An 11,463-nucleotide genomic window follows, 5' to 3' on the forward strand; every position below is an offset into this window, starting at 1 on the left:
TATAAAATTAAATACGATAACGCAACAAAAAAACATCCTGTCTGCATGTCAAGACAGGATGTTTCACTTTCATATCCGGATTTGCCCGTTTCCTTTAATGATATATTTAGAAGAAGTCAGCGCTTTAAGGCCCATCGGCCCCCTTGCGTGAAGCTTTTGCGTGCTGATGCCGATTTCGGCGCCGTAGCCGAATTCAAAGCCGTCCGTAAAACGCGTGGAAGCATTGTGGTAAACCGCTGCAGCGTCAACAGACGTTAAGAAAAACCGGGCGTTTTCCTGATTTTCAGTCAGAATCGCTTCCGAATGACGCGTGCCGTACTGCCTGATGTGCCGGATGGCTTCTTCGATTCCGGCGACAGTTTTGATGCTGACAACCGGCGAAAGAAACTCGGTTTCCCAGTCGGTCTCGCGAGCAGGAACCGCAGATGGCAGCATCGCGCATACGGCTTCGTCTCCCCTGATTTCAACACCTGCTTCTTCAAGCTTTTGAAGCAGCGCTGTCGTATGCTCTTCCGCCCAGTCTTTATGGATGAGCACCGTTTCAATCGCATTACAGACAGAAGGACGCTGCGTTTTGGCATTGATTACAACCTGCTCGGCCATGTCGGACCGAGCCGATTCATCAATGAATATGTGACAGTTTCCCGCGCCTGTTTCAAGGACAGGCACTGTGGATTCCCGTACCACCATATCAATGAGGTCTTTCCCTCCTCGAGGAATCAGCACATCCAAGCCGTCGTTTAAAGTGAACAGCTGTTTTGCCGCTTCCCTGCTTGTATCTTCAATGAGCTGAACGGCATCCTGCGGAAGCGCAGATTGTTCGAGCGCTTCTCTGATCACGCGGACGAGCGCTTGATTGCTGTTGATGGCTGATGAACTGCCCCGCAGGATGACGGCATTTCCCGTTTTCAAACAGAGGGTCGCAGCGTCGACCGTTACATTCGGCCGGGCCTCGTAGATCATACCGACGACTCCGAGCGGCACCCTGACATTTTCAATGAAAAGCCCGTTGTCTTTGCGGATCGTTTCAAGCGTTTCCCCCACAGGATCTTCAAGCTTGATGAGCAGCATGACGGCGTCTGCCATATCATTCAGCCTCTCCGGCGTTAAGGCAAGGCGGTCAAGCAGCGCAGGTGAAACGCCTTTTTCTTTGCCGCGAGCGATATCTTTCTCGTTTTCTGCCAATATCTCATCTTGCTTAAAGCGGAGCGCCTCGGCGATGAAGGAAAGCGCCTCATTTTTCTTTTCAGTCGGCTGATGAACCAGTTCTTCTTTTGCGGCTTTAGCCTTTTTTGCTTTTTCAATCACTTCGCTCATTTTTTCATCCCCTTATTCTTTAATACTTACCCAATCATTTCGATGGATGACTTCTATCCCTTCTTCATGATGGAACTCATCGCTTCGTTTCCCTTTCACCTCTTCAAGTTCTGCTGCGGAATACAGCGTTTGGCCTTTTCCGGCCAAGCCGTTCGGTCCGTAAACTTCGACAACCGCCCCTTTCGGAAAATCCCCGGATATTGCTGTTACGCCGGCCGGCAGCAAGCTGCCGCCATTTTCGGTAATCGCCAGCTCAGCCCCCTCATCAATGGTAATCTTCCCTGAGACAGGAGAATGAAAAGCGATCCACTGTCTATGATTGTTGACGGAAGACAGATCGGATTGGCCGATATAGGTGCCGTCCCCGTTTCCTTTTAAAATCTGAATCAGCTTATCATCTCCCTCTCCGGCGCCTATGAAAACATTGACGCCAAGTGAAAGAGCGGTTTTTGCCGCCAAAAGCTTCGACTTCATTCCGCCCGTCCCGACTTTTGAACCGGCGGATGCGGCGAAGCCCAAAAGTTCGTCCGTAATTTCGGGAATGTATTCAAAACGGCGGGCATCAGGATGTTCATTCGGATTCGAATCATAGAGGCCGTTAATATCCGTTAAAATGATGAGTTTGTCGGCATGAATCAGTCCGCTCACCAAGGCGGATAGCATGTCATTGTCCCCAAACGTCAATTCTTCAACAGATACCGAATCATTTTCATTAATAATCGGGACAAGCCCCCGTCCAATCAGTTCCATTATGGTTGCATATGCATTTCGATACCGTTCCCGTTTGGCAAAATCGTTTCTCGTCAATAAAATTTGCGCAGGCTTGATATCACATTCTGCAAAATGCTCGATGTATGTCTGCATTAACAGGCTTTGGCCGACGGCCGCTGCAGCCTGTTTTCCCTTTAGCGTCACAGGCCTCGCGGGATAGCCGAGCTGTAAAAATCCCGCAGCGACAGCGCCGGACGAAATAAAGATGACTTCGTGGCCTTCTTTTTTCAGAGCGGCTATCGCCCGAACATGGTCATTGATCTTCTCCTCATCGATGCTGCCTTTCGAATTGGTTAATGAACTGCTTCCGATTTTAATGACAATCCGTTGTTTTTTCACGTTTTTTCCCTCCGAGATGATCTGGCAGAAGCCAACAAAAAAAGCCCTTTTCGTCCAAATAAAAAGGACGAAAAGAGCTTTCCGCGGTACCACCTTCATTGAATGCGCGAGAAAAAAGCGCACTCCTCTTTCCCCTTTAACGCCAGGGTATGCGCCCAGGTTTTCCCCCTGAGACTCCGAGGCAGGTTCAGCAGGTTTCATGTGGTGAAATGTTTCAGCATGCCATTTCACTCTCTTTCACAGAAAGAACTGCTTACTGGCCCTCTTCAACGCTCGTGATTTTTTATAATTATGCCTAGGAAAAACGCCTCTGTCAAGAGGGAGATCAAACAATTTAATTAAAGACGATCGTCTTGTTTCCATGCACGATAATCCGGTCTTCCAAGTGCCATTTGACCGCTCTTGCCAAAACGCTTCTCTCAATCGTGCGGCCGATGTTTTTCAATGCTTCCACATTGTCTCTGTGGTCGACCCGTTCGATATCCTGTTCGATGATCGGTCCTTCATCCAATTCGTTTGTCACATAATGCGATGTTGCCCCGATCAGTTTAACGCCTCTTTCATATGCCCGTTTATACGGATTCGCTCCGATAAAAGCCGGCAGGAATGAGTGGTGAATATTAATGATTTTGTTCGGATGAGCCGAGACAAAATCAGGCGTTAAAATCTGCATGTAGCGGGCGAGAACGATGACATCCGCACGGTACTCTTCAAGCCATTTCAGCTGCTGTTTTTCCACTTCCTCACGGATGTCTTTGTTCGCTTTCATATAAAGGAACGGGATATTCAACGATTCAACGGTTTCTCTTGCCTCTTCATGATTGCTGATAACCGCGGCAATTTCCGCCATCAAATTGCCGCTCTGCCATTCCCATAGCAGTTCATGCAGGCAGTGAAGCTCTTTTGAAACGAAGATAGCGACGCGTTTCAGCTCGCTCGCTAAATTCATGCTCCACGTCATTTGGAAGGACTCCGCCACAGCGGCGAATGTCGCTTTCATCTGTTCGATCTTTTCGCGGATGCCTTCGGCTTCAAACTCAATCCTCAGAAAGAACCGGCCTCCTTCGGGGTCTGTCGTATACTGGCTCGATTCAATAATATTCGCGCCGTTTTCAAATAAAAATGAAGATACGGCGGCGACGATTCCAGGTTGATCCGGACAGCTGACCAGAAGGCGGGCCTTATCGTTATTGATTTCCTGATATTGCGATAACTGCTGTTTCATATATGCATTCATTTTCGTAAAACCCTCTTTGCTTGTAATTCGTAAACTATCTTTTCATTATACTGGAGTTTATTGAAAAATCAATTTACGGACGACCATTTGCATCAACCAGACTCTAGCTAATGAGTTTCAGACCGACGGCAGATCCCAAAATGAGCGCGATGAAAAAGATGCGTTTTCCGTCTTTCGGCTCTCCGTAAAACAGGATGCCGACAAGCGCACCTCCAACCGTTCCGATCCCTGTCCAAACTGCATACGCCGTCCCCATCGGCAGCGTCTCCATCGCAAGGGAAAGCAAGAAAAACGAAGCGGCAAAACCGATGATCAACAATAAGATCCATCTCATTCGCTTGTCTTTATGAAACTGGTTCATCATCGTCACGCCGAGCATTTCCAGCAAGCCGGCGGCGATTAGGCAGATCCATTCCATTATGACGCCTCCCCTTTCTCTTCATTTGTTACAAGCTTCAAGCCGATCACGCCGCATAGCAAAACACCGATCAAGGCAAGCTTGGCGATATTTGCCGGCTCATGAAACAAGACGATTTCACAGACGACCGTTCCCGCCGTACCGAGTCCGGTAAATACGGCATATACGGTTCCGACCGGCAGCTTCTCTCCCGCCTTCACCAGTATATAAAAGCTCATCACGACGGCCGCCGCCGTGCCGATCCATTCAAGAGCCGAATCAGCGTGTTTCAGCCCCATGACCCAGCCAATTTCAAACAAGGCTGCAAGTATGACACTGCCCCATCTCATCAAAATCCCTCCAATTCATTTTCAGCAAAAGAAAAAACCCGGGTTATCGATGAAAACGATACTCCCGGGCTTTTATCCCTCCGTGTGCATATGAACAAATCATATGTGTTTTCTCTCGGACCAGACCACATCCGAATGTGCGGAACCCTAGAAAACTTTAACGCTATGAAGTTTGCTAATTAGCATCATACCAAATCATTCGAAAAAATCAACTGTTTTGCTTGCGGTACTCCCCTAAGCAGGCCTGGATATGCGCCTGGTGATAGCGGTTATGATCAGACATATGCCAGATTCCCCAGCGGATCGTCGCAAATCCTCCCTCATACGGAACCTTCTTCAGCAAGTCTGTTTCCGAAAAGCCTTTAACGGTGCGTTTCAACATCTTCAGCACCTCATCATACCACTCGATTAACACGGATAAGGGTAAGCCTTTTACCTCCGGCAAACGTCCGTTTTCATCTGTCATTGGCCCGTATTTCTCTTCCAGCTCTTTTGGAAATTCTCTTCCCTTCAGCCTGTATACCCAGCGAATATCGACATTGATTAAATGATAGATCAGCTGGGCGATGCTGTTTTTGTCGCCATGCTCCCCCTTATATTCCAGCTCCTCCCGGCTGATGCCGGAGACGATTGATTTCAGCCGTTCGATGTTTTCATTGACCGCCGAAAAAAGCACCCCGACTGTCGGCGCCATCTCTTCAACTGGAGATAAATCCTTCAAAAACTGCATGTCTTCACTCCTCCTGTTTAAAGATATTTTTCAGCAGCCCTTCATTTTCAGGAGCGAGGAAACTGAAACCATAGTAGGCAGCGACAGCCGACACCGCTGTCCATACCGTGAGACTCCCCGTCATCCAGAGCGCCGTTTGCCTGCGCTTGGCCCCGAAGCCCATGCACATAAACGCGGTTAAGTGGGAGCCGATAAAGAAAGGTCCGACGAAAGAAAGGCCCGGGATGCCGTAGGTCAGCCATATTTTTTTCGCCCTGCTTTTCCTTTTTGAGAGCTTGTCGGTCTCCGTTCCCCGGTCCCCGCGTCTTCTTTCAAGCCACGCCTTCACTTTGTCAATTAAAAAAATAAGCAGCAGTAAGGTTAATAGATTTCCGAATAGTGCGATAATAGCGGACGGAACCGGTTTAAGCCCGGCAATGATCGCTAGCGGCACGACACCGATCACTTCAAACCACGGAATCGCAGCCAAAATAAAGACGAGTACATAGCCCCACATCATATCCATATATCGGCCACCTTTCATGCTCTGATCATAAACGTTGTGATCGCCAAAAGGCAAGAGTCTTTACCTTAAAAAATATAATGCTCTTCCGTATTTCATTCATATTGAGCCGTATTTTTGGCACGCTTTGTCTCAATGAACATGACGAGCAACAGCCCGATATAGGGAATATAAGTTTCTGCCATCATGGCTCCGGCTGAATCCCACTTCATATACTGAAACAAAAAATGCGTTCCGGCTAAAAACAGCGGCAATATGGACAAGGCTGCAGCTTTCAACCTGAAAGACAAAATGACGATCACGAGAAACGACAGAGCCATAATCAGCCAGCGGCTTCCCCCGTCAAACGAAAGAACAGGCGTCCCGAATTGCCGATCAATAAAAATAATCGCCAAAATCGGAAAAAACGTCAAAGCGGTGTACATCATCGTATACATGAAGGCCGTTTTCTTCCCTTTAAACGCTGAAACGCGGCCCAACAGCGGTAACATAGCCGCTGCCAGCAAAATATAAAGCGGATAGCCTGCCAGTACATAGACCGAATAATTGAGGCTGTCGTTCACCGCGTCACTGAATATAAAATAGGATATCGCGCCGATCAAAATGGCAAAGAACAACTTGGCGATCTCCCCCGGCCTTGATGAAAGCTCTTTTGACAGCGCTTGAACATATGACTTGGGAGAATCCCCAAAAATTTGCCGGACGGTTTTTCCTTCCTTTTCCCCTTCCAAGGCATGAACAGTCAGCTCATTCATGATCCCCTCAATTTCTTTGTCGCTTTTTCCTACAGACATTAAATACAATCTCATGTCGTCCAATACGTTTTGCATGTCCTTTGAAATCACGATTTCACTTCTCCTTCAGTTTTTTTTCGAGCAGCGCATTGACGTTCCCGGATAATGCTTTCCAACGCCCGATGAACGATTGAAGCTCCGCTTCGCCAAGGGGTGTAAGTCTGTAATATTTTCTCTTCGGGCCGCTCGCCGACCGTTTTAGTTCGGTCTCCACCCATTTTTCCTTTTGCATGCGGAGGAGAATCGGATAGATGCTTCCTTCGCTGATATCCGAAAAACCGTATCCCGCAAGCACCTTTGTCATTTCATAGCCGTATATCTCCCCTTCGGATATGACGGCAAGCAGACATCCTTCTAAAATCCCTTTCAGCATTTGCGTTGAACTCATAAGCCACCTCTTTTATGTATCTTGCAATACAAGATACAAGAATCATAACATACACTATTTTGCATTACAAGATACCTGAACAAAAAAAGCGGACATCCCATGTCCGCTCAGACCGTTGACAAAACAGGTCGGATTTTAAAAATCCGACCTGTTTTTGTCCATTTTATTCTATTATTTCGATCAGAAGGCTGGCGGTTAGGACCTTTCCAGGTCCAATTCGCCAGCTTTTTCAGATTCATGGCAGCGAAAACAAGCATCGCCTGCATGGACAATTTTTTCTTTCCCCGTAAGGTTGTCCAGCGCAAGCCATGCTTATGTTTTAAATCGGCAAAAACTCGTTCGATCGTCTCTTTACGTTTGGCATAGATTTGTTTATTCTCTTCCGTATGCCGAAGATGATCAGCTTCGTCTAAATGATCCTGCCAGATATGTCTGTGAATCATCTTTCGATGATCTCTACTTTCTGTACACGTATGTAGTAATGGACATTGTTTACATCGATTTGGATCTGAAGCATACTCTCGATAACCTTGCCGATTGGTTGTGCGATAGGAGAGAATATGGTCTTGCGGGCAGATATAGACATCATAAAATTCATCGTAAACATACTCGTGTTTTCTCATGAATCCTTTTTTGGTTTGCGGACGCGTGTAAGGCATAACAGGGCGAACGTTTTCTTCATGAAGAAATTTTGCGATAACCGGTGTTTTGTATCCGGCATCAACTGCGACCGTATGAGGCTTGGCGACGCGCTCTTTCACTTGTTGAAACAGGGTCGTGAACACTTGGCTGTCATGAATATTGGCAGGCTCAACAACCGTCCCCAGCACAAATCCGTTCCGGTCACAAGCTGTATGAAAACCATAAGCAAAAAGGCGTTCCCGTTCACCCTTTACAAAATAGCCGCTCTCAGGATCTGTTGTACTTTCTTTTATTTCTCGTTCTTCTGAGCATTGCCTGGGCTTTAAGGGCTTTTTGCCGTTGGCTTCGCGATCGGCATTAATTTCTTGATCTAACTGTTCCTGATAAGCTCTTGTTTCTTTTCTTACGATCTTTTTCACAAACTTTTTCTTATTGGCATTCGCTTTGACATGTGTGCTGTCGATGAAGGCAACCGAAGGATCGACGAGGCCGAGATCCATGGCCTGACGTAAAATCCTATAGAAGATTGTTTCAAATAGGTCTGTGTCATGAAAGCGACGTTCATAGTTTTTACTGAAGGTTGAAAAGTGAGGGATTTTTTCAGAGAATCCATATCCAATAAACCAGCGATAGGCTACATCAGTTTCGATTCGCTTAATGGTTTCGCGCATGGAGCGATGACCAAACACGTATTGAATGAGCACCATTTTAATCAGTACAACAGGATCAATACTTGGACGCCCTTTTGAAGAATAAAGAGGGGCAACTTTTTGATAAATAAATGAAAAATCAATGGCTTCTTCCATCTTCCTGACCAAATGGTCTTCAGGTACAAGCTCACTTAAGGCAACGACTTCAAGCTGTTCACGCTGATCTTTAGAGTGTTTGGTCAACATGGTAAAACCTCCAAAAATTAGATTCCACACACATTTTAACAAAAAAAGCTTGTCGATCAAGCCACTTTTTTGTGACTTTGTCGACAAGCTGAGCGGACATCCCATGTCCGCTTTGCGTGTGTTACTTCAGTTTTCCTGCGCCTGCCTGCGCTTCAACGATTGCCGGCACATCTTCTGCATCGTCGATTTTTTCAAACAGCGTCGGCTTCCAGCCGGCCGATTTTTTGACAGACGCATTGTTTGCTTCGTTGTATGTGCTGACAACGTCAATTTTTGCGACGCTTTTTTGGTCGTTTACGAGCGTATCTTTTTCATATAAAGCGTCACCTTTAAAGACCTTCATCAGTTTTTGAGGCTTCGTTCCTTCCGGCAGGTCGAAGTAGTTGTCCTCAGCATAAATTTTTGAAGAATAGCCTACACCCCATGAATAATTGTAGCTGTCTTTCGTGCTTTTAAAATAGTTGTTGTAAATGTGCACTTTTCCGTAGCGGACGCGCGGAGCCCGCTCTTTAATATTTTCGTAGAGGTTATGGTGGAATGTCACCCTTAAATGACCGTTGTCTGCTTTGTAGCTGTCGCTTGATCCGATAATCGTGTTTTTAGCATGTCCTGAAAATATGCTGTAGGATACCGTAATAAAATCCGACTGTTTTTTGATATCCAGCAGTCCGTCATGATGCTGGAATTCGCGGTCGAAATATGTTTCAGTCAGTTCATCAGGCTGATCTCCGTCATTGAATGAGCAGTGGTCGATCCAAATGTATTTGGACGTTTCAATCAAAATGTTGTCATATTCTGAATTCCAGTTTCCGCTGCTTCCGTCGGTCGGATCCCAGCCAGGAAAGAAATCGTACGCGTTTTCGAATTCGATATTACGAATAATAACGTTTTCCGCGTTTTTGACATAAAAGCCTCCACCGGTAATTTTCGCATCATCTCCGAGTCCGATAATCGTCGTGTTCGAACCGACTCTGATCAATACCCTTTCCCTCTGATTGTCTTTGGAGCGGAGCCTTGCCTCTTCAAGCTTTCCTGACGGCTCCTTTTCCCCCATTTCTTCGGATCATAAGCTTTGAGATACGCTTCGATCGAGTATTCAGGGTCTTTATAATCTTCATAGCCTAAAGGATTGTTGTCATCATCAACACTAAGATTGATTGTTCCCTTCACATAGATGATCTTCGGCGTATCATTTTCGCCGTTCTTTTTGTTGTCTCCCCCTAACGCCTCAACAAGCTGCTTGCGGTTTTCGACCGTATATACCTGATCGGAAGAAGCGTCAGCACCTCCGGTCGTTCCTTTTCCGTAAGCGCCCCAGCCGTCTTTTGAGCCGAGAACGTCGCGTCCGTAGTCTGCCGCTTCGATTGGCACAGAAGTGCCGAGCAGCAGCAGGGCACCCAAAATCATTACATTAAAAAACCTTTTCATCAATTGCACCTACCATCAAAATTTTTTCACAAAAACTAATATATGCTATAAAAATACAGAAAACAACATATTTTCCTCCTATTTTTTGTGACACCATTTTCAACTTTTATGACATATGCCCTGTTTCATTTTACAGGCGAAGAAAAGAACAGACTCTTAATATTTTTCTGAAATAACACAAAATAAAAAAATCGCCTATTCGGCGAAAATTAATGGTCTTGCCCCGGTTTATAAAGATAGGGATCATCGGTTAACGGGCTGCCGGGATCTTCCGTATCAATCATAATTTCATTTTTTTCGTTCAGGGTGCCGAGTGTAATGGTTGGCACCCTCGCTTGCTCAATCCCTTGATCCTCTAATTTTTGAAACAGCCATTCTTTCGTTTTTTTCAAGTATTTTAAATTGTGTTCGATGATTTCGCCGTCTAAAATGAGCGGAATCGGCACGAAATTCCGCTTCGTCTCCAAGCTGAGGTCCCGCGGCTGCACAGGCCTCGCTTCCGATTTGGGAATCACGCTGATCTGGCCCGATTCTTCAATCAGGGCGATGTCGATATCTTTCGGGTCGGCATAGCCTTTTTCGCGCAATTTGCCGAGCAGTTCATTGACGGTCAGCCGCTCTCTTTTTAATCCCCCTTCATCAATATTGCCGTTTCGAATCAGCACAGTCGGGCTGACGACAAGAAACCATCGCCATTTATTGTGTAATGACAGCTTTTCAATCAACAAATAGAAGATCAGAAAAGTAAGTGCATAATAAATGGACATTGAAATTTTAGAAGTAAGAATCGGTTCGCTGATGATCGTTCCGATCGCAAATGTCAGCAAAAGATCGAAGTTCGTCATTTGCGAAACGGCTTTCTTCCCTGCGATTCGAAAAAGAATATAGGCTATAGAGAACACTAAAGCTGGCTTGGCTAAAAAAGTCCATACAAATTCAAGCATTTCACCCAAAACTTCTTTCCGTTTTTTGTCATTTATTTTGAACAGATATTGGTTTGTGTATTCATTACACAGCAAAACCCCGGCAACTGATACCTGAGCCGGGGTTTGATCGTATATTTACCAAGGTTTGTCCACAGCCAGCGCCTGAGCCAGCGCTTTGCTGTGTTTGCGGTGGTTTTTCCGTTCTTCGGCACGCTGACGGGCGGTCTGGTGCAGCATGATTTCTTCTTCAGACTGCGGTACAACTTGAGGAACGGCTTGAGGGTTGCCGTCTTGATCAAGCGCAACGAAGGTTAAAAAAGAAGTCGCCGCAAGCTTTCGTTCGCCTGTCAGCAAATGCTCTTTAATGACTTTGACGAATACCTCCATCGATGTTCTGCCAACCCATGTCACATAAGATTCAAGGCAGACGGAATCTTCCTGGCGGATCGGTTCGAGAAAATCGACGGAATCCATGGAAGCCGTCACGGTTTCACACCTCGAGTGTCTCGCTGCCGAAATCGAGGCGATATCGTCGATATAGCTCATCAGCTTGCCGCCGAACAAGGTGTTGTGGTTGTTCGTATCAAGCGGAAACACCCTGCTTGTTTTGACAACTTTTGATTCTTTGCAGTATCTTTTCTCAGGTCCATTCATCATCCATTACTCCTTTGATGTCTACTAAGATGCGTTTGTAAAGTGGATTTTTTCTTTATTAAACACTATTAGAATTCATTTGTCTAAACTTT

Annotated in this window: 12 protein-coding genes, 1 pseudogene, 1 riboswitch and 1 other annotated feature; all 13 genes and pseudogenes read right to left on the reverse strand. The window is 46.0% G+C overall.

Going from position 1 to position 11,463, the window contains the following annotated elements; genetic code table 11:
- Nucleotides 1-69: 69 nt before the first annotated feature.
- The gene (locus ACVC9U_RS11895) at nucleotides 70-1,317 is read right to left on the reverse strand and encodes a glutamate-5-semialdehyde dehydrogenase (RefSeq protein WP_075753169.1); all 1,248 of its coding nucleotides are present in this window, start codon (nucleotides 1,315-1,317) and stop codon (nucleotides 70-72) included.
- Between the two features lie 12 nt (nucleotides 1,318-1,329).
- On the reverse strand, nucleotides 1,330-2,427 hold the full coding sequence (proB, locus tag ACVC9U_RS11900) for a glutamate 5-kinase (protein WP_075753464.1): 1,098 nt from the start codon (nucleotides 2,425-2,427) through the stop codon (nucleotides 1,330-1,332).
- A 60-nt stretch (nucleotides 2,428-2,487) separates the two neighbouring features.
- Nucleotides 2,488-2,706: a binding site (T-box leader), on the reverse strand.
- 55 nt (nucleotides 2,707-2,761) lie between these two features.
- The gene (gene purU, locus ACVC9U_RS11905; RefSeq protein WP_075753171.1) at nucleotides 2,762-3,664 is read right to left on the reverse strand and encodes a formyltetrahydrofolate deformylase; all 903 of its coding nucleotides are present in this window, start codon (nucleotides 3,662-3,664) and stop codon (nucleotides 2,762-2,764) included.
- Between the two features lie 103 nt (nucleotides 3,665-3,767).
- Complete coding sequence (locus tag ACVC9U_RS11910) at nucleotides 3,768-4,082, reverse strand: DMT family transporter (RefSeq protein ID WP_075753173.1); 315 nt, start codon at nucleotides 4,080-4,082, stop codon at nucleotides 3,768-3,770.
- Nucleotides 4,082-4,411 (reverse strand): DMT family transporter, encoded by a 330-nt coding sequence (locus ACVC9U_RS11915; protein WP_073425569.1) that lies wholly within the window; start codon nucleotides 4,409-4,411, stop codon nucleotides 4,082-4,084. Before ACVC9U_RS11915 ends, ACVC9U_RS11910 begins: the two co-directional genes overlap by 1 nt.
- A 59-nt stretch (nucleotides 4,412-4,470) precedes the next feature.
- A riboswitch (guanidine-I (ykkC/yxkD leader) is annotated at nucleotides 4,471-4,573 on the reverse strand.
- A 46-nt stretch (nucleotides 4,574-4,619) separates the two neighbouring features.
- Nucleotides 4,620-5,141, reverse strand: coding sequence for a DinB family protein (locus tag ACVC9U_RS11920; protein WP_075753175.1), 522 nt, complete (start codon nucleotides 5,139-5,141; stop codon nucleotides 4,620-4,622).
- Between the two features lie 4 nt (nucleotides 5,142-5,145).
- Nucleotides 5,146-5,646: a small multi-drug export protein gene (locus ACVC9U_RS11925; RefSeq protein ID WP_075753177.1), complete on the reverse strand. Its 501-nt coding sequence runs from the start codon at nucleotides 5,644-5,646 to the stop codon at nucleotides 5,146-5,148.
- Between the two features lie 92 nt (nucleotides 5,647-5,738).
- Nucleotides 5,739-6,488 carry a DUF1129 domain-containing protein gene (locus tag ACVC9U_RS11930; RefSeq protein WP_075753179.1) on the reverse strand — a complete coding sequence of 250 codons (750 nt, stop codon included), beginning with the start codon at nucleotides 6,486-6,488 and terminating at the stop codon, nucleotides 5,739-5,741.
- A gap of 4 nt (nucleotides 6,489-6,492) precedes the next feature.
- A complete protein-coding gene (locus tag ACVC9U_RS11935) occupies nucleotides 6,493-6,825 on the reverse strand; it encodes a PadR family transcriptional regulator (protein ID WP_075753181.1) in 333 nt (110 codons plus the stop codon).
- 107 nt (nucleotides 6,826-6,932) lie between these two features.
- A complete protein-coding gene (locus tag ACVC9U_RS11940) occupies nucleotides 6,933-8,363 on the reverse strand; it encodes an IS1182 family transposase (protein ID WP_016886315.1) in 1,431 nt (476 codons plus the stop codon).
- A 121-nt stretch (nucleotides 8,364-8,484) separates the two neighbouring features.
- Nucleotides 8,485-9,791, reverse strand: a pseudogene (locus ACVC9U_RS11945) (pectate lyase family protein).
- Between the two features lie 209 nt (nucleotides 9,792-10,000).
- Nucleotides 10,001-10,735 carry a DUF421 domain-containing protein gene (locus ACVC9U_RS11950; RefSeq protein WP_075753466.1) on the reverse strand — a complete coding sequence of 245 codons (735 nt, stop codon included), beginning with the start codon at nucleotides 10,733-10,735 and terminating at the stop codon, nucleotides 10,001-10,003.
- A 117-nt stretch (nucleotides 10,736-10,852) separates the two neighbouring features.
- A complete protein-coding gene (locus ACVC9U_RS11955) occupies nucleotides 10,853-11,371 on the reverse strand; it encodes an acyl-CoA thioesterase (protein WP_023856769.1) in 519 nt (172 codons plus the stop codon).
- Nucleotides 11,372-11,463 lie beyond the last annotated feature (92 nt).

Source organism: Bacillus sp. GM2, from assembly GCF_056155945.1.

Bases quoted from the DNA above. Each gene is read 5' to 3' on its own strand.
- ACVC9U_RS11895 (WP_075753169.1), bottom strand. From the start codon at position 1,317: ATGAGCGAAGTGATTGAAAAAGCAAAAAAGGCTAAAGCCGCAAAAGAA.
- purU (WP_075753171.1), bottom strand. From the start codon at position 3,664: ATGAATGCATATATGAAACAGCAGTTATCGCAATATCAGGAAATCAAT.
- ACVC9U_RS11910 (WP_075753173.1), bottom strand. From the start codon at position 4,082: ATGGAATGGATCTGCCTAATCGCCGCCGGCTTGCTGGAAATGCTCGGC.
- ACVC9U_RS11915 (WP_073425569.1), bottom strand. From the start codon at position 4,411: ATGAGATGGGGCAGTGTCATACTTGCAGCCTTGTTTGAAATTGGCTGG.
- ACVC9U_RS11920 (WP_075753175.1), bottom strand. From the start codon at position 5,141: ATGCAGTTTTTGAAGGATTTATCTCCAGTTGAAGAGATGGCGCCGACA.
- ACVC9U_RS11925 (WP_075753177.1), bottom strand. From the start codon at position 5,646: ATGGATATGATGTGGGGCTATGTACTCGTCTTTATTTTGGCTGCGATT.
- ACVC9U_RS11935 (WP_075753181.1), bottom strand. From the start codon at position 6,825: ATGAGTTCAACGCAAATGCTGAAAGGGATTTTAGAAGGATGTCTGCTT.
- ACVC9U_RS11940 (WP_016886315.1), bottom strand. From the start codon at position 8,363: ATGTTGACCAAACACTCTAAAGATCAGCGTGAACAGCTTGAAGTCGTT.
- ACVC9U_RS11950 (WP_075753466.1), bottom strand. From the start codon at position 10,735: ATGCTTGAATTTGTATGGACTTTTTTAGCCAAGCCAGCTTTAGTGTTC.
- ACVC9U_RS11955 (WP_023856769.1), bottom strand. From the start codon at position 11,371: ATGAATGGACCTGAGAAAAGATACTGCAAAGAATCAAAAGTTGTCAAA.